The 17,192-nt window shown below is 71.3% G+C and carries 12 protein-coding genes; 5 read left to right on the top strand and 7 right to left on the bottom strand.

The genetic code is table 11. From position 1 onward, the window contains the following. The first annotated feature begins 10 nt into the window (after window positions 1-10). Window positions 11-1,435 (top strand): FGGY-family carbohydrate kinase, encoded by a 1,425-nt coding sequence (locus tag IF54_RS0103970; RefSeq protein WP_030314522.1) that lies wholly within the window; start codon window positions 11-13, stop codon window positions 1,433-1,435. Between the two features lie 292 nt (window positions 1,436-1,727). Here IF54_RS0103970 and IF54_RS0103960 read toward each other — a convergent pair whose 3' ends face one another. Further along, on the bottom strand, window positions 1,728-2,390 hold the full coding sequence (locus tag IF54_RS0103960) for a DsbA family protein (RefSeq protein WP_030314518.1): 663 nt from the start codon (window positions 2,388-2,390) through the stop codon (window positions 1,728-1,730). Window positions 2,391-2,527: 137 nt separating this feature from the next. On the opposite strand from IF54_RS0103960, the gene pepN reads away from it, so the two are divergent. Together pepN and IF54_RS0103950 are read left to right on the top strand one after the other, a co-directional pair. Further along, window positions 2,528-5,116 (top strand): aminopeptidase N, encoded by a 2,589-nt coding sequence (gene pepN / locus IF54_RS0103955; protein WP_030314516.1) that lies wholly within the window; start codon window positions 2,528-2,530, stop codon window positions 5,114-5,116. 206 nt (window positions 5,117-5,322) lie between these two features. Then, on the top strand, window positions 5,323-6,381 hold the full coding sequence (locus IF54_RS0103950) for a hypothetical protein (RefSeq protein WP_030314514.1): 1,059 nt from the start codon (window positions 5,323-5,325) through the stop codon (window positions 6,379-6,381). Between the two features lie 180 nt (window positions 6,382-6,561). On the opposite strand, the gene IF54_RS0103945 is transcribed toward IF54_RS0103950, so the two are convergent. The 6 genes from IF54_RS0103945 to IF54_RS0103920 form a co-directional block, all read right to left on the bottom strand. Beyond that, complete coding sequence (locus IF54_RS0103945) at window positions 6,562-7,749, bottom strand: glycosyltransferase (RefSeq protein ID WP_030314512.1); 1,188 nt, start codon at window positions 7,747-7,749, stop codon at window positions 6,562-6,564. 143 nt (window positions 7,750-7,892) lie between these two features. Next, a complete protein-coding gene (locus IF54_RS0103940) occupies window positions 7,893-9,062 on the bottom strand; it encodes a serine hydrolase domain-containing protein (RefSeq protein WP_030314510.1) in 1,170 nt (389 codons plus the stop codon). Between the two features lie 100 nt (window positions 9,063-9,162). Then, entirely contained in the window at window positions 9,163-10,932 is a 1,770-nt protein-coding gene (locus IF54_RS0103935) for a TIGR03767 family metallophosphoesterase (RefSeq protein ID WP_030314509.1), read from the bottom strand. Window positions 10,933-11,164: 232 nt separating this feature from the next. Next, window positions 11,165-11,632 carry an NUDIX hydrolase gene (locus IF54_RS0103930; RefSeq protein WP_030314507.1) on the bottom strand — a complete coding sequence of 156 codons (468 nt, stop codon included), beginning with the start codon at window positions 11,630-11,632 and terminating at the stop codon, window positions 11,165-11,167. 9 nt (window positions 11,633-11,641) lie between these two features. Further along, window positions 11,642-12,517, bottom strand: coding sequence for a pyridoxamine 5'-phosphate oxidase family protein (locus IF54_RS0103925; RefSeq protein ID WP_030314505.1), 876 nt, complete (start codon window positions 12,515-12,517; stop codon window positions 11,642-11,644). A 2-nt stretch (window positions 12,518-12,519) separates the two neighbouring features. After that, window positions 12,520-12,963 (bottom strand): VOC family protein, encoded by a 444-nt coding sequence (locus tag IF54_RS0103920; RefSeq protein ID WP_030314503.1) that lies wholly within the window; start codon window positions 12,961-12,963, stop codon window positions 12,520-12,522. Window positions 12,964-13,071: 108 nt separating this feature from the next. Here IF54_RS0103920 and IF54_RS0103915 point away from each other — a divergent pair, with 108 nt between their 5' ends. Together IF54_RS0103915 and IF54_RS0103910 are read left to right on the top strand one after the other, a co-directional pair. Then, complete coding sequence (locus IF54_RS0103915; RefSeq protein WP_051735314.1) at window positions 13,072-13,635, top strand: CGNR zinc finger domain-containing protein; 564 nt, start codon at window positions 13,072-13,074, stop codon at window positions 13,633-13,635. Window positions 13,636-13,876: 241 nt separating this feature from the next. Beyond that, window positions 13,877-17,170 carry a S8 family serine peptidase gene (locus IF54_RS0103910; protein WP_030314499.1) on the top strand — a complete coding sequence of 1,098 codons (3,294 nt, stop codon included), beginning with the start codon at window positions 13,877-13,879 and terminating at the stop codon, window positions 17,168-17,170. Window positions 17,171-17,192: the final 22 nt, after the last annotated feature.

Below are 17,192 nucleotides of genomic sequence, written 5' to 3'. Positions count from 1 at the left end.
GGGAATCCGAATGTACGTCGGTATCGATGTGGGCACGTCTGTGGTCAAGGCCGCCGCCTTCGACGGTGAGGGACGCCAACTGGCCGTCGAGTCACGCCCGGTGGAGCTCTCCCTGCGCGGCGGGTTCGTCGAGCAGGACATGACGGAGGTCTACGGCGCCGTCGTAGACGTGCTCGCCAAGCTGACCGGGCGGGTGCCGGAGCCGGTGGAGCTGGCCGGGCTGACCGGGCAGGGCGACGGGGTGTGGCTGGTCGACCGGGAGGGGCGGCCGGTGCGGTCCGCGGTGTCCTGGATGGACGGGCGGGCGCACGAACTGCTCGACCAGTGGCTGGCGGACGGCACCTTCGAGACCGTGTTCCGGCGGACCGGCGGCGCGATGTTCCCGGGCTCGCCGGGACCGCTGCTGGCCTGGCTGGACCGGTACGACCCGAAGTCCCTGGACGCCGCCGCGGCCGCCGTGTACTGCAAGGACATGGTCTTCCAGCGGCTGACGGGCGCGGCGCTCGCGGTGACGGACGTGTCGGACGCGTCGATGCCGTTCCTCGATCCTCGGACCCGGACCTACGACAACCGTGTGGTGGAACTCCTGGGGCTCACCCGTCGGCGACGGCTGCTCCCGTCGGTCGGCGACCCCCTCGCCACCGGCGAGGCCCGCGGCGAGGGACTGCCGTCCGGGACGCGGATCTCCAACGGGCCGTACGATCTGCCGGCTTGTGCGCTGGGCGCGGGGGTGACCGAGCCGGGGGACGGTCTCCTGATCGTCGGGACCTGTCTGGCGGCGCTGGTCGCCACGACCGAGCTGGATCTGTCGGGTGAGCCGGCCGGGCTGTACATCTCCACGGACCGGCCGGGGCACCGGTTGCGGGCGATGCCGGCCATGGTCGGTACGGCCGCGCTCGACTGGGTGCTGTCGACGACCGGCGTCACGCACGCGGAGGTGGACGCGCTGCTGGCGTCGACCCCGCCCGGGGCACGCGGGGTACGGGTGCTGCCGTACTTCGCCCCCTCCGGGGAGCGGGCTCCGTTTGTCGAGCCTCATCTGCGGGCCGAGTTGAGCGGGGTGTCGCTGGAGACGACGCCCGCGGATCTGATCCGGGCGACCTGTGAGGGGATCGGGTACGCGGCTCGGCACTGTCTGGAGGCGGCCGGGCTGACGGGGTCGCTGGCGGTGTGCGGGGGCGGGACCCGTAGTTCCGCGTGGATGCAGTTGCTGGCGGATGTGCTCGGGCGGCCGCTCAGGGTGGTGGAGGGGGAGGTGGGGGCCCGGGGGGCGGTGCTGGCCGCGGCGGAGCGGTTCGGGGCTTCACTGGACGCGGGGGTGTGGACCGAACCCACTGCTGTTGTCGAGCCGGATCCGGGGCGTTCCGCGTATTACTCCGAGGGGTTCCAGGAGCATTTGGGACGGTTGGATGCGGCTCGGGGGCGCCTGCTGTGAGTGCCGCGACATCTCGTCCGGCGGGTGCGGCCGCGCCGTGGCTTGTCGCGCAGTTCCCCGCGCCCCTGAAGGGGCGCTGATCCCCATGGTGTTCATGAGGTGCCGCAACTGCGGTGGGACGCTCCAGGAGTTTCGCGGGCTCACCGATGACGAGCAGAAGTTCGTCCATGAGCACAAGCCCAGGCACACTCGCCTGGGCTCGTACTACCGGTGTGCCCGTGAAGGGTGTCTGCGGTATCAGCGGCTCGGGGATCAGAACGACGGGGGCTCCTTCCCCGAGCCGGAGAAGTGACTACAGGTTGCTGAAGTCGGGGCCCTTGGTGCGGGTGCGCTTGATCTCGTAGAAGCCCGGGACCGAGGCGACCGCCACCGTGCCGTCCCACAGGCGGGCCGCCTCCTCGCCCTTGGGGGCGGGGGTGACGACCGGGCCGAAGAAGGCGATCTGCTCGCCGTCGGGGCCGGGGACCGCGATGACCGGGGTGCCGACGTCCTGGCCGACCTTGTCGATGCCCTCCTTGTGGGAGGCGCGCAGCTCGGCGTCGAACTCGAAGTCCTTCTGGTCGAAGTACTCGATCAGGTCGGCGGGCAGGCCGACGTCCGCAAGGGCGCCCTCGACGGCCTCACGCGTCGGGCCCTGGCCCTCGTTGTGGATCCGGGTGCCGAGCGCGGTGTAGAGCGGGCCGAGGATGTCGGAGCCGTGCTTCTGCCAGGCCGCGGTGACGACCCGGATCGGCTGCCAGGCCTTGGTCTCGAGGAGCTCGCGGTACTCCTCGGGCAGCTCGTCGATCTTCGGCTCGTTGAGGACCGCGAGGCTCATGATGTGCCAGCGGACCTCGATGTCGCGGACCTTCTCGACCTCCAGGACCCAGCGGGAGGTCATCCAGGCCCAGGGGCACAGCGGGTCGAACCAGAAGTCGACGGGGGTCTTGCCGGAGGCGGTCGCGGTCTCGGACATGGGTCTCCTAGAGAAGTGTTCGTTTCCTGCCGCAACACCGGCCGCCGCCCACCCCATTCCCGGCTGACCGATGTCAGGGGCACATGGCAGGATCGGGCCTGTCCGCATGCTGAACACCACCCGAGGGAGCATCGCCCGTGCCCGGTGAGAATCTGTCCCGTGACGAGGCCCGGGAGCGGGCCGCCCTGCTGTCCGTCGACGGGTACGACGTGTCCCTCGACCTGCGCTCGGCGGTCGGCGACGAGGCCGGGGACGGCCCGCGCACCTTCCGGTCCGTGACCACGATCCGCTTCCGGTGCAGCGAGCCGGGGGCCGCCAGTTTCGCGGACCTGATCGCGCCGAGCGTGACGGCCCTGTCGCTGAACGGCCGGGACCTCGACCCGGGCGAGGTCTTCGACGGCTCCCGGATCGCCCTGGAGGACCTGGCCGCCGACAACGAACTGGTCGTCGACGCCCAGTGCGCCTACTCCCGCACCGGCGAGGGCATGCACCGCTTCGTCGACCCCGAGGACGGCGAGGTCTACCTCTACACGCAGTACGAGCCGGCCGACGCGCGCCGGGTCTTCGCCAACTTCGAGCAGCCGGACCTGAAGGCGCCCTACCGCTTCGAGGTGCGGGCGCCCGAGGGGTGGACGGTGTGGAGCAACGGGGCCGGCACCCTGACGGACGGGGTGTGGCGGTTCGCGGAGACCAAGCCGGTCTCGACGTACATCACCTGTGTCACCGCGGGCCCCTACCACTACGTGACGGACACCTACGAGCGCGTCCTCGACGACGGCACCCGCCTGGAGATCCCCCTCGGCGCCCTGTGCCGCAAGGGGCTCGCCCCCTACTTCGACTCCGACGACGTGTTCCTCGTCACCAAGCAGGGGCTGGACTTCTTCCACGAGCACTTCGACTACCCGTACCCCTTCGGGAAGTACGACCAGGCGTTCGTGCCCGAGTACAACCTCGGGGCGATGGAGAACCCGGGTCTGGTGACCTTCCGTGAGGAGTTCATCTTCCGGGGCAAGGTCACGCAGGCGTCCTACGAGGGCCGGGCCAACGTCATCCTGCACGAGATGGCGCACATGTGGTTCGGCGACCTGGTCACCATGGTGTGGTGGGACGACCTGTGGCTGAAGGAGTCCTTCGCGGACTTCATGGGCACCTTCGCCAACGTCGGCGCGACCCGCTTCAAGGACGCCTGGATCACCTTCGCCAACCGCCGCAAGGCCTGGGCGTACCGCGCCGACCAGCTGCCCTCCACGCACCCGATCACGGCCGACATCCGCGACCTCCAGGACGCCAAGCTCAACTTCGACGGCATCACCTACGCCAAGGGCGCCTCCGTACTCAAGCAGCTCGTCGCGTACGTCGGCCAGGACGCGTTCCTGGAGGGCGCCCGGCGCTACTTCAAGCGGCACGCCTACGGCAACACCCGGCTCGGTGACCTGCTCTCGGTGCTGGAGGAGACCAGCGGCCGGGACATGGGCGCGTGGGCGCGGTCCTGGCTCCAGACGGCCGGGGTCAACTCGCTGACCCCGCAGGTGCTGCTGTCCGCGGAGGGGCTCGTGGACGAGCTCGCGGTCGTGCAGGAAGCCGCCGAGTCGCACCCGGAGCTGCGGCCGCACCGGGTGGCGGTGGGCCTGTACCGGGCCGCGGCGGACGGGACGCTGGAGCGGTACGCCCGCGCCGAGGTGGACGTGGACGGGCCGCGCACGGTCGTGGCCGAGCTGGCGGGCGCGGAGGCGCCGGCGCTGGTCCTGGTCAACGACGACGACCTGACGTACTGCAAGATCCGCTTCGACACGACCTCGCTGGAGACCCTGAAGTCCGGGCTCGGCTCGGTGTCCGATCCGCTCGCGCGGGCCCTGTGCTGGTCGGCGCTGTGGAACATGACCCGGGACGCGCTGCTGCCCGCGCGGGACTTCGTGGAGCTGGTGACGCGGTTCGCGGGACGCGAGTCCGACATCGGCGTGCTCCAGATGCTGCACGCCTGGGCCGAGTCGGCGGTCACGCACTACGCGGCCCCCGACTGGCGACTGCGCGGCGCGGCCCTGCTCGCCGAGTGCGCCGAGCGCGAGCTGCTGGAGCGGACCGCGCCGGGCAGCGAGCACCAGCTGGCGTGGGCACGCTTCTTCGCCCGCACGGCCGAGGACCAGGGCGGCTTCGACCTGCTGCGGGGGCTGCTGGACGGCACGACGACCGTGCCGGGTCTGGAGGTCGACCAGGAGCTGCGGTGGGCGTTCCTGGAGCCGCTGGTCGTGCACGGACTCGCCGGTGAGAAGGAGCTGGAGGCGGAGCTGGCCCGGGACGACACCGCGTCCGGCAAGCGCCACCAGGTGCGATGCCTGGCCGGGCGGCCGTCGGCGGCGGTGAAGGCGCAGGGCTGGGCGCAGGTCGTGGAGTCGGACGCGCTGTCCAACGCGCTGGCCGAGGCCACGATCGCGGGCTGGGGACAGTCGACCCAGCGGGAGCTGCTCGCCCCTTACACGGAGAAGTACTTCGCGGCGCTCACCCGGATCTGGCAGGACCGTTCGATCCAGATCGCGATGAACATCGTCTCGGGGCTGTTCCCCTCGCTCCAGGACTCGAAGGCCACCCTGGACGCGGCCGACGCGTGGCTCGCGGGCCACGAGGACGCGGCGCCGGCGCTGCGCAGGCTGGTCCTCGAGGGGCGGGACGATCTGGCGCGGGCGCTGCGGGGACAGGCGTGCGACGCAGGGGCCGTCAACCAGGGCTGACCTCTGGCCTGAGCTTAAGCGTCGGGTAGCCGTTACGAAATCCGTTCCATCACAGCCGTAACCCCTGGTCCCACCCGAATGGACCAGGGGTTTTCGGTGCCTGATCGGCATCCGAACACCCGTCCTTTAGTGCAGCCTTGTCCGCATTTGTCGACGGCCCTGTAACAGCGGTTAGCGGGCGGTTCGGGTGCGGGAATCTCCGCTCCATGAACCACAACACCCCGGTCCCCCCGCTCTCCCCCCGCCCCCTTCGTCACCTCGCCGAGGTGCACCGCAGGGTCGTGACGGCCGGCCGGCTCCGCGCGCAGGGCGTCTCGGTCGCCGAAGCCAACGAGCAGTGCCGGCCCGGTGGCCCCTGGCAGCAGCTCCTCCCGGGCGTCTTCCTGCTCCACCCGGGCCCGCCGACCAGCGAGGAGCGACTGCACGCCGTGCTGATGTACGCGGCACGGGAGCGCGGCACCGGGGTGCCGGCCCAGCCGGGCGCCGAGGACCCGCACCGCCCGGTGTACGCCGAGGCGATGATCACGGGCCTCGCGGCACTGACCCTGCACGGCTTCAGCTCGACCCCGCCGCTGCTCTCCCTGGACCGGATCGACGTGCTGGTGCCCCGGATGCGCCGGCTGCGCTCGGCGGGCGGTGCGCGGATCGTCCGTACGTCCGCGCTCCCGCCCGCCGAGCAGGTCACCGGCCTCCCGGTCGCCCCGGTCCCGCGCGCCCTCGCGGACGCGGTCACCGAGCTCACGGACGCGGGCGCGGTACGCCGGCTGCTGACCGAGGCGGTGCGCGGCGGGCACTGCGAACCGGCCGCCGTCGTCAGGGAGTTGAACCACGCCAAGCTGCTGAGCCGCCCGCACGTGGTGGACGCGGTGGACTCCCTGCTCGCCGAGGGCCGGGCCATCGCGGAGGACCGCCTGTACCGGATGGTCCGGGAGTACGGTCTGCCGGACCCGGTCTGGAACGTCGACCTGCGGCTCCCGGGCGGCCCCCACCTGGGCGGCCTGGACGCGTACTGGCCCGACCAGGCGGTGGCGGTGGAGCTGGACACCCGCGCTCCCCGTCAAGGCCATCGGGAGGACGACGACGCGCTCTGGTCCGAGTACGCCCGCAAGCGCGAGCACCTGGAGCGGCTCGGCATCACGGTCGTCCACATCACCCCGCGCAAGCTCCGGGACGCGATGGAGCAGCAGGCCACGGTCGTCCGTACGGCCCTGATGGCCTCCGGCGACCGGGATCCGGCGGCCTATGTCGTGGTCCTGCCCCGGTAGTGACGGACCGGGGAGGGATCAGGAGGGGAGAGGAGGGGCCCACCGGGACTGGGAACCCGGGGGCCCCTCCTCGTCGTGCGTACGGGTGCCCTCGGGCTGGAGCGGGCCGGGAAGGGCCTGGAGCGGGTCAGGGAGGGCCTGGAGCGGGTCAGGAAGGGCCTGGAGGGGGCCGGGAAGGGCCTAGAGCGGGTCGGGAAGGGCCGGGCGCGCGGTGGCGCCCGCGGCCATGCGGTCGAGCAGGGTCGCGTACGAGGCGATCATCCGCGTACGGCTGAAGCGTTCCCGGCTCGCGGCCAGGGCCGGGGCGAGGCCGGCGCGCGAGGCCACCGCCCGTGACCAGGCCGCCGCGATCACCTCCGGGTCCGGGGCGGTGACCAGACCGAGGCCCGCGACGATCGCCGCGCTGTCGCCGACGTCCGTCGCCACCGGGACCGCGCCGCACATCATGCCCTCGATCAGACACAGCGGGGCCGCCTCGCCCCACGCGGAGGTGAGGGCGACGACGTCGGAGGCCGCGTACAGCGACTCCATGTCACGGCGGACGCCGAGCAGCCGCAGCCCCCGGTCGGCGAGGCCCGCGGCTCCCGCGAACGCCGTCGCGATGTCGGCGGTGAGACCGGGGTTCGCCGCCGTCATGCCCGCCCCGCACAGCAGCACCTGGCCGTCCGGGACGCGGGCGAGCCAGGCGCGGGCGGCGGCGAGCAGCAGGGGGACGTTCTTCATGCCGTCGTAACGGGCGGCGAAGACGACCACGGGAGCCGCCGGGCCGATGCCGAGTTCGGCGCGCAGGGTACGGCGGCGGGAGGCGTCCGGGCGGAAGCGGGCGAGGTCGACGCCGTTGGGGATCACGTGGAGCAGGTCGGCGGGGATGCCGGCGGCCCGGTAGGCGTCCCGGGTCGACTCCGCGCAGCAGACGCAGGCCACGACAGTGCCGTCGGCGATGGCGGCCTTCAGCTCGTCGAGGGCGGGGCCCTGGTTCTCCGGGTCGGAGCGGTGCAGGCAGACCACGACCGGGCGGCGCGGCAGGCCCGCCTGGTTGAGCAGCGCGAGCGGCTGCTCCTTCAGGGAGAGGATGACGTCCGCGCCGGCCGTCACCCGGGCCGTTTCGGCCAGCTCCGGGCCGGTGAACCCGTCCGGAACGCCGGTGCCGCGATAGGTGCGGTCGAGGGAGGTGACACCCACTCCGGCCGCGGTCAGCGCCCGGTAGCAGGTGTCGTCCGTCATCCGCTGCCGGGTCGCCTCCCGGTGCACCTCCCCGTACAGGCTCAGCACCCGATGGTGCTGGCCGCCCTCGGTGAGGCCCAGCACGATGTCGCTGTGGACGATCCGGGCCCCACCGGAGAAGAAGCCCTCGTAGACCGACAGCACTCGCAGTTCGCGTCCCGTACGCACACGACCACCCGCCTTGCACAGAAATCGAGCCATCCCCGTGAAGTGCGGGTTAGCCGATATGAGGCGGTACGGACGTTACGCCCGGATGAACTATGTGCTTCCGGACGGGGTCGGGGCGTCTACTTGCCGCAGAACTCCGCCTCGATCACGGCGTCGGTGTCTCCGGACCAGTCGCCGTTGAAGTTGAAGGCGAGGGAATGCCGGCCGTCGGCCGTGGTCACGGCCACGGAACTGGAGCCGTGGATGCCGCCGTCGTGGCCCCAGACATGCACCCCGCACCTCAGCTTCCGGTCGATGAGTGCCAGGCCGTAGCCGGCGTTCGGGATCCCCTCGACGGGCACCGTGGTCTTCATCTCCTTCAGCTGCTCCGACGGCAGCAGCCTGCCCTTCAGCAGGGCCGAGTAGAACCGGTCCAGGTCGGCCGAGTCGGAGATCATCTCGCCCGCCGAGGATGCCAGCGAGGGGTTCAGCCGCGTGACGTCGTACGTCGGCCCCGTCGCCGTCTCCGCCAGCTTGGAGTAGGCACGGCTGCTGGGCCCCGGGACGGTGACGCGGGTGCCGGGGACCGAGGTGGCCGTCAGGTGCAGGGGGTCGATGATCCGGTGCCGGATCTCCTCGCCGTACGGCCGTCCGGTGACCTTCTGGATCACCATGCCCGCCAGTACGTAGTTGGTGTTGGAGTAGTTCCAGGAGGTGCCCGGCGCGAAGTCCGGCTCGTGGGCCATGGCGATCGCGACGAGCTGTCCGGGAGTCTGGGTGTCGTAGCGATGCTTGAAGAAGCCGTCCTTGAGGAAGTACGTGCGCCCGAACGTCTCGTCGGCCGTGTAGTTGAAGATGCCGCTGGTGTGGTTGAGAAGCTGGCGCAGCGTGATCCGGCTGCCGTCGTGGCCGTTGCCGTGCACCACGCCGGGCAGCCACTTGTCCACCGTGTCGTCGAGCGACAGCCGTCCCTCCGCCTCCAGCTGGAGGACGACGGTGGAGACGAAGGTCTTGGTGATGGAACCGACGCGGTAGCGGTCGTCCGCCGAACGCGGCGCGTGCGTGCGGAGGTTGCCCACCCCGGCGGTGGTGGACCAGCTGCTCCGGCCGTTCCGCGCGGTGAGCGTCACCCCGGGCACGCCGTCCTTCACGGCGGCGCGGACGGCCTGCCGGGTGGCCTCGTGGGTGTCGGTGCCGGCGGCCGCCATCGCCGCAGCGGTGTCGGTGCCGGCCGCCATCGCCGGAGCGGCGAGCCCGGTCGCGAGGGCCACGGCAGTCGCCCCGACCACCACAGTCGTCCGTACGGTCATGTCTTCCCCCTGGTTCCGGCACGCTCGGCGAGCGTGATCGGCGGGAGAGACTCCCGCCGAGGAGGGAAGGTTGAGGTGGGTCAGGAGGGTTGAGCTGCTTTCAGCTTTTCTTGAGCACCAGCTCCGTGTTCCGGTCCACCGCGGCGCCGCCCAGCTTGTTGCTCGAACCCGGGGCGTTGTAGGCCAGTTCGCGGTAGAGGGCGGCGAGGCCGGTCTGGGAGAGGTCGGTGAAGTCGGTGCGGTGGGGGGCCGCGGACTCGACCAGGGTGGTGAAGATCGAGATCGTGCCGTCCTTGTTGTCCACCAGCTCGACGATCCGGGCCAGGTGCGGGAAGTCGATGTGGGAGGCGGTGGAGATCTCCCAGAAGGAGCGGCCGTCGGGGGCGGCGTGGGCGGTGATCACATTGCGGTGGATGTGGCCGTTGACCCAGGCGAGGACGTTGCTGTGGCTCCCGAGGAGGGCGACGACATCGGCGCCGCCGTAGCGCCGCTCGCCCGGGTGGGCCGGGTCCCGGCGCAGGTTGTCCATGGAGTCGCTGGTGTGGTGGCTGAAGACGACGGCGAAGGAGTCCTTGTTCTCCCGCAGCGTCCGGTCCAGCCAGCGCAGCTGCGCGGCGCCGATGGAGCCCTGGTAGTGACCGCCCGGGTCGGTGGTGTCGAGGCTGATGCCGATCACGTCGTCGGCGATGCGGAAGCTGTAGTACTGGGTGCCCGCGTCGAGGTTGGCGGTGGAGTAGCCGTGGCCGACCGGACCCACGCCCCGGTACGCGGGGTCGAGGTGGGCCTTGAGGTAGTCGCGGGCGGTGTAGGGGGCGCGCCGCTCGTCGGGGGTGACCGAGCGCATGCTGCGGGCGTGCGCCTTGAGCAGGTCGCGGAAGTGGTGGCCCTGCGGGTCGCTCGCCTTCCTGATCATGTCCTGGAGCTTCTTCGCCTCGGACGCGGGCAGCGACATGAGCTTCTTGCCGCCGACGGCGTACTCGGCGAGCCAGGAGTCGCCGTGGCCGAAGCAGCCGAGCGGCAGGCTGTCGTGGTTGCCGACCGTGGAGTACCAGGGGATGTTCAGGCCGGGGCTGTTCACCTCCCGTATCGCCGCGGCGAGATAGCCCTTGAGGTGCGGGAAGCCGAGCCGCTTGTCGTTGTCGCGGGTGGTCGAGTCGGGCTGCCAGTACTGCTTGAGGCCGCTGTTCTGAACGCCCTCGTAGTGGCGCGGGTCCCCGGAGTTGGGGGTGATCCGGCCGCCGCTCATGACGGTGAGGAACCAGTCCAGCTCGGTGTGGGAGTTGTTGTCGGTGTTGTCGCCGGTCGTCATGGCGAACTGGAGCGGGGCGCCGGTGACCGGTCCGCCGCGCAGCGCGTTGACCCGCTCGACGAGGGAGATCGCGCCGGGCACGGTGAGCGCCTCCTGGGGCCGCCAGGCGTGCACGTCGGTGGAGCGCAGGTACTCCAGGCGCGCCGGGTGCTGGCTGTCCATGAGGTGCAGGTCGGTGAACTGCACGAAGGCGGCCAGCGAGGTGCGGCGGCCGGCCCGCCCGCTCTTCGGGGCGGCGAGGTCGGAGCGCACCTTGCGGCTCCAGCCCGGGCCGTCGCCCAGGCGCCGGTAGCCGGAGGAGGTGCGCGGGGCGGCGATGGAGGCGACGGTCGTGCCGCGGGTGTACGGGGCGAGGGGGGCCTCGGCCGGGGCGGCGGCCTGGTGGACGGTCCGGGCCACCGGCGCCTCGGCGGCACCGGTGGTGGCCGTCGCGGCCTGGCTGTCGGTGGGCCGCAGGGCGTAGCCGATGCCGGCGGAGGCGGCGGCCGCGCCCGCGGCGGCGAGGACGGTACGGCGGCGGACCGCCGGCGTGGTGCTGGCGACAGAGCGTGTGCGCGACATGGCGCGATCTCCCCGAGTGCGAACTGCGTCGGCAGTGGTCGCGGGTGATCGCGTTCGCGAACAACCCGCTCGCTCTGGATGCTTGGCACCGGGAATGACCTGCGCGTGAACGAGACGGCAACGCGCAACGCCGATCACCGTACGTGGATCTTCGCCCACCCCGCGCGTTCAGGAGCGCTCGTCGAACGGCCGGGGAGTGGTCACGCCGTGTTCATCTCGCGGGGTACGACACCTATTCCGCGGGCGGGTACGGCATCTGGTCCGCGGGCCGCCCGGTCACCGGCCGCTCGCGCCACAGCCGCAGGCCGAAGTCGACCAGGGGCACGCGTTTCAACGCGGGTACCGCGTCGAGGTCGTGCCATGCGGCCATGTCCGTGGAACCGCCGATCTCGTACCGCAGTTCGCCCGCGGTGACCCTGGCCTCGTAGACGAGTCCGACGCCGTGGTGGTCGACGGAGCGGCCGCGGCGGCGGAGGGGGATCCTGTTCGACCTGACACCGAGGAGGCCGGTGACCTCGATGTGGTACCCGGTCTCCTCCTCCACCTCACGCAGCACCGTGTCGTAGGGATCCTCGCCGTGCTCCATGCCGCCGCCCGGCAGCGTCCACTCCGGCAGGCCGTCGTTGAGCCAGCGGGCCAGCAGGACCTGTTCGTCCCGGACACATATGGCGTAGGCCGCCACCCTCAACTTCTTGCGCATACGGGCAAGTTAGCCCGCCGGGTCCGGATTGGCCGGTGAGTACTCGGGCGCGGACCAGCGCAGCGGGAGCGCAGCGGGGGTCTCGATCACCTCCCGTACGGTGAAGCGGACCCTGCGGTCCTCGCCGTACTCGGTGTGCGCCTCGCCGGTCAGCCGGAGTGCCGTGCCGGTGGTCCAGTCGAGGAACAGCAGACCGGCGCGGGGGTCGGCGGCGAGGTTGCCGAGGGTCAGGAACATGGAGTTGCCGGGGTAGTCGCGCCAGCTGAGCTCGCCCGGTGAATCGACGCGCACGAAGCCGGGGTTGCCGCCCCGGTGGCTGGCGTCGGCCCCGCCCTCGTGCACGGTGGCCAGGAAGAAGGTGTCGGCCGCGGTGACGAATCCGGCCTGGTGGTCGGCAAGTTGGGCGGTGTGCCGGGGTTCGCCCGGTCGGCGGTCCGGCACGAACTCGTACGACTGCCTTTTCTGGAGGTACTTCGGGCAGTTGGAGAACACCTGGTCGGCCTCGATCGTGAACCCCCGTGCCGTGGGCGTGAGTCGGCCGTTGAGGCGCATCCGGCGGCGGGTGCGGGGGTCGAGGGCGATGGTGCCGACGGGGGTGCCGGGGGTGGCGTACGCGGTCGCGAGGGGGTCGGAGGGCAGCGCACCGCCGGCGACCGAGACGCGGTGCGGGCCGGTCGCCCGGACGAAGCCCGGCGTTCCCGTGAGCGGGGAGGCCCAGACCCGGCCCGCCGCGGCGGCACCGACGACCAGGAGGGGCTGGAGCTCCAGGAAGGCCGCGGCGATCTCCCGGATGCCCCGGCCGACCGAGCGGCCCACGTGGTCGGCCTGCTCGCGCACTCCGACCCGGTCCTGCACGGCCCGTGAGCCCGCGTGATAGACGCCCATGGCTAGAAGAACCCGCAGGTCGGAGCCGTACCGGAAGGTGCCGGGGCCCCTTCGGCGCCGCTAGGTACGGAGATCTCCAGGCGGGTGCCGTCCGGGTCGTGGAAGAAGATGCCGCCCGATCCCGCGCCCTCGCGGTGCGCGACCACACCCTCGTGGGCGAAGTCCGCCCCGTAGGCCCGCAGCGCCTCCTCGTACTCCCTGACCCGCTCGACCGAGTCCGCCTCGAAGGCGAGGTGGTGCAGGCCCGCGCGGTCGGGGCCGTACGGCTGCTCGGCCTGCTGCCAGAGGGTGAGGACGAGGGTGTCACCGTCACCGAGGAAGGCGTACCGACGGCCCTCCTCCTTGCCCTCGGCGAGAGCCGTGAAGCCGAGGACGTCCCGGTAGAAGGCGAGCGAACGGTCGAGGTCGGTGACGTTCAGGCCGATGTGGCCGGTGCGCAAGGTCATGGCTGTCCCCTTCAGATGACGTAACCCTTGTAATCGACTTTAGAGGTTAGAAATGCTGCACGCAACCAGTCACGTACGCTTGAGGGGTTAGTGCGGAAGGAGCCCCCCATGCCCACCACCGGCGACCTGCAACGGCGCACCGGCGACCCCCGCCCGCTCACCGGCGAGCCGCTCGCGCTGGACCTGCTCAACACCCGCTGGATGAGCGAGGGGACCCTCCAGGACCTGCTCAGCGACGCCGACGGTCTCGCGGTGTGGCTCGAGTCGGCGGGCCTGAGCGGCGGCCACTCCCCCGACGCCCGGATGCTGCGGAACGTGCGGCAGGCCCGCGAGGCCCTGCGGACCGCGGTGGACGGGTCACTGGAAGAAGGCGCCCCGCTGGTGGACGCGGTCCTCGCGCACGGCCGGGTCCGGGTCTCACTGACTCCCCAAGGCCCCGTCGAGCTGCCCGAGTTGAGCGACCCCGCCTGGGCGCCCGCCTGGCTCGCCGCCCGCAACTACCTGGAGCTGCTCGACACCACGCCCGACCGGATCCGGTCCTGCGCCCACGAGTCCTGCGTGCTGCACTTCCTGGACACGTCGAGGAACGGCACCCGGCGGTGGTGCTCGATGGCGACCTGCGGCAACCGGGCGAAGGCGTCCCGGCACTACGCCCGCGTCAAGGACGTGTGAAAAGGCTTCCCCAAGGGTTCACCGGGTGAATTGACCGCTTCGTCAAGGAAGTTCACCTATGCCCCAATGGGCATCGCGGGTTTTCCCCATACACCCATATCGATTCGGTCAACTCTCCCTAAACATCCTTCCCATGCGTAAAGCTGGGCGCTCATCCGGGGTCGTATTCCGGATCACCGTGGCCAGGACCGATCGGTCCCGGTCACACGCCTGCTCGTTCCTTTACTCACAAGGGATGCCGATGACCCTCACCCCCCAGAGCGACCGGATATCGGGCGCGAGACGTGTGGCGCGCATAGCCGCGGCCGCCGGACTGGTTGCCGCACTGTCCGCGGCGGGGCCGATACCGATGGCCTTCTCCGCCGACGCGGGCACCACCCCCGCGGCATCGGACCCGGGCCTGAAGTCCGCCGACCAGAAGCTCGGTTCGGACGACGCCGACGCGCTGGCCGAGGCCAAGGCCGCCGGCGACAAGAGCATCACGCTGATGGTCGCCACCGCCCCCGGCAAGACCGAGCAGGTCGCCGCGGAGCTGGACGCGGTCAAGGGCGGCCTGGTGGGCAAGACCTACGACAAGCTCGGTTACGTCCGGGCCACCGTCCCCACGGCGAAGGCGGACGCGGCCATCGCCGCCGCCGCGAAGCTGTCCTCCGTGCACGGCATCGACGTCAAGCAGGACATCCCGCTGGACGACCCGACGCCGAGCGCCGACACCGCCAAGGGCGCCGCGCACAAGGCCGCGAAGACCTACCCGGCGCCGAGCGCGAAGACGCCCGCCGAGAACCCGTACAACCCGTCCTTCGAGACGGGCGCCGTCGACTTCGTGCAGGACCACCCGAAGGCGGACGGCCGCGGGGTCACCATCGGCATCCTGGACTCGGGTGTGGACCTCGGCCACCCGGCGCTCCAGAAGACCACCACCGGTGAGCGGAAGATCGTCGACTGGGTGACGGCGACCGACCCGGTCTCCGACGCCGACGCCACCTGGCGGCGGATGAACAACCCCGTCAGCGGCCCGACCTTCACCATCGCGGGCGCCACCTGGAAGGCCCCGGCGGGCTCCTACCAGTTCAACCTGTTCCGCGAGTCGGCCACGGCCGGCGGTGACGCCAAGGGCGACGCCAACCGCGACGGCGACACCACCGACGTCTGGGGCGTGCTGTACGACGCGGCCGCCGGGACCGTCCGGGTCGACCTGAACAACAACAACGACTTCTCCGACGACACGCCGATGAAGCCGTACAAGGACGGCTACCAGGTCGGCTACTTCGGCACCGACAACCCGGCGACCGACGTCGTCGAGCGTCAGCCGTTCGTCGTCGAGATCCGCAAGGACGTCGTCTACGACGCCGCGGGCAGCAAGGCCGACTACGTCAACATCGGTGTCATCGAGTCCGAGCACGGCACCCACGTGGCCGGCATCACCGCCGCCAACGGCCTGTTCGGCGGCAAGATGAACGGCGCGGCCCCGGGCGCGAAGCTCGTCTCCTCCCGTGCCTGCACCTGGACCGGCGGCTGCACCAACGTGGCGCTGACCGAGGGCATGATCGACCTCGTCGTCAACCGCGGCGTCGACATCGTCAACATGTCGATCGGCGGCCTGCCCGCGCTGAACGACGGCAACAACGCGCGCTCCGAGCTCTACACGCGCCTCATCGACACCTACGGCGTCCAGCTGGTGATCTCCGCGGGCAACTCCGGCCCCGGCGCCAACACCATCGGCGACCCCGGCCTGGCCGACAAGGTCATCTCGGTCGGCGCGACCATCTCCAAGGAGACCTGGGCCGCCAACTACGGCTCGGTCGTGGAGAAGAAGTACGCCATGATGCCGTTCTCCTCGCGCGGTCCGCGTGAGGACGGCGGCTTCACGCCGACCCTGTCGGCCCCGGGCGCGGCCATCAACACCACCCAGACCTGGCTGCCGGGCTCCCCGGTCGCCGAGTCGGGCTACACGCTGCCCGCCGGCTACTCCATGCTCCAGGGCACCTCGATGGCCTCCCCGCAGGCCACCGGCGCCTCCGCGCTGCTCCTGTCGGCCGCCAAGCAGAAGCACATCGCGCTGACGCCGGCCACCCTGCGCACCGCCCTGACCTCGACCGCCCGGCACATCAAGGGTGTGCAGGCGTACGAGGAGGGCGCGGGCCTCATCGACATCGTGGACGCCTGGGACGCCATCAAGGACGGCGCCACCGCGAACACCTACACCGTGAAGGCCCCGGTCGACACCGCGATCGACCAGCTCCTGAAGACCCCGGGCTACGGCACCGGCATCTACGACCGCGAGGGCGGTCTGAAGGCCGGTCAGAAGAAGACGTACGACGTCACCATCACCCGTACGTCCGGTCCGGACAAGGCGCTCCGCCACGAGCTGTACTTCGACAACAACGCCGGGAACACCTTCCGGATCCTCGGCAAGGACGACATCCGGCTCCCGCTGAACCAGCCGGTGACCGTCAAGGTCCAGGCCCAGCCGAAGTCCGCGGGTCTCAAGAGCGCGATCCTGGTCGTCGACGACCCGAGGACCGAGGGCGCCGACCAGCAGATCCTGAGCACGGTCGTCGTCTCGGCGCCGGTGAAGTACACCTACACCGCGTCGGACACCGTGCAGCGCAACAGCACCCGGTCGTACTTCGTGACCGTGCCCGCGGGCGCCAAGTCGCTGGAGGTCGCGATCGGCGGGCTGAAGGACAAGAGCCAGACCCGCTTCATCGCGATCCACCCCTACGGCGTCCCGGTCGACAACACCGGCACCCCGTACTGCTACAACAACTACCTCGACGGCAACGGCTGCAAGGCGGACGTCCGTTCCTACGCCGACCCGCAGGCCGGTGTCTGGGAGATCGAGGTCGAGTCGCGCCGCACCTCGCCGCTGCTCGACAACCCGTACAAGCTCGACGTCGCCGTCTACGGCGCGGCCTTCGACCCGGAGACCGTGACCGTGCCCGAGGCCAAGGTCGGCACCCCGGCCACCGCCTCCTGGAAGGTGACCAACCAGTTCGCCGCGATCGACGGCAAGCTGGCCGGCGGCCCGCTCGGCTCGTCCAAGACGGCCCGCCCGACCATCGCCGAGGGCGCCACCCAGACCACCACGGTCGAGGTGCCCGCGGGTGCCAAGTCGCTCGACGTCGCCATCGGCAACGTCTCCGACGCCTCCGCCGACCTGGACCTGACGGTCTACAACTCGGCCGGCACCGTGGTCGGCACGTCCGCCGACGGTGACTCGGAGGAGGCCGTCTCGGTCGCCTCGCCGGCCGCCGGCACGTACACCATCGAGGTCGCGGGCTACTCGGTCCCGGCCGGCACCACGGCATACGACTACCAGGACGTGTTCTTCTCCAGCGCCCTGGGCACCGTCACCGTCGCCGACACCCCGGTCAAGCTCGCCAACGGCGCCTCGACCACCGTCTCCGGCAGCGTCACCGCGCTGGCGCCCGCTCCGGAGGGCCGTGAGTTCTTCGGCCAGGTCAGCCTGGTCAACGCGCGCGGCACGGTCGCGGGCCTCGGCAGCGTGAAGATCGAGAAGGTCACGCCGTAACACTTCTCCGTACGGCGATCAA

It is taken from the genome of Streptomyces sp. NRRL B-3229, from assembly GCF_000719505.1.
Classification (GTDB): domain Bacteria; phylum Actinomycetota; class Actinomycetes; order Streptomycetales; family Streptomycetaceae; genus Streptomyces; species Streptomyces griseorubiginosus.
Note: the sequence above shows the minus strand (reverse complement) of the source record. Positions and strands in the feature narration are given on the sequence as shown.

What these genes read in the sequence shown, in the direction of transcription:
- IF54_RS0103940 (WP_030314510.1), bottom strand. Translation starts at nt 9,062, where the DNA reads ATGACCGTACGGACGACTGTGGTGGTCGGGGCGACTGCCGTGGCCCTC.
- IF54_RS0103970 (WP_030314522.1), top strand. Translation starts at nt 11, where the DNA reads ATGTACGTCGGTATCGATGTGGGCACGTCTGTGGTCAAGGCCGCCGCC.
- IF54_RS0103925 (WP_030314505.1), bottom strand. Translation starts at nt 12,517, where the DNA reads ATGGGCGTCTATCACGCGGGCTCACGGGCCGTGCAGGACCGGGTCGGA.
- IF54_RS0103935 (WP_030314509.1), bottom strand. Translation starts at nt 10,932, where the DNA reads ATGTCGCGCACACGCTCTGTCGCCAGCACCACGCCGGCGGTCCGCCGC.
- IF54_RS0103960 (WP_030314518.1), bottom strand. Translation starts at nt 2,390, where the DNA reads ATGTCCGAGACCGCGACCGCCTCCGGCAAGACCCCCGTCGACTTCTGG.
- IF54_RS0103920 (WP_030314503.1), bottom strand. Translation starts at nt 12,963, where the DNA reads ATGACCTTGCGCACCGGCCACATCGGCCTGAACGTCACCGACCTCGAC.
- IF54_RS0103930 (WP_030314507.1), bottom strand. Translation starts at nt 11,632, where the DNA reads ATGCGCAAGAAGTTGAGGGTGGCGGCCTACGCCATATGTGTCCGGGAC.
- IF54_RS0103950 (WP_030314514.1), top strand. Translation starts at nt 5,323, where the DNA reads ATGAACCACAACACCCCGGTCCCCCCGCTCTCCCCCCGCCCCCTTCGT.
- IF54_RS0103915 (WP_051735314.1), top strand. Translation starts at nt 13,072, where the DNA reads ATGCCCACCACCGGCGACCTGCAACGGCGCACCGGCGACCCCCGCCCG.
- IF54_RS0103910 (WP_030314499.1), top strand. Translation starts at nt 13,877, where the DNA reads ATGACCCTCACCCCCCAGAGCGACCGGATATCGGGCGCGAGACGTGTG.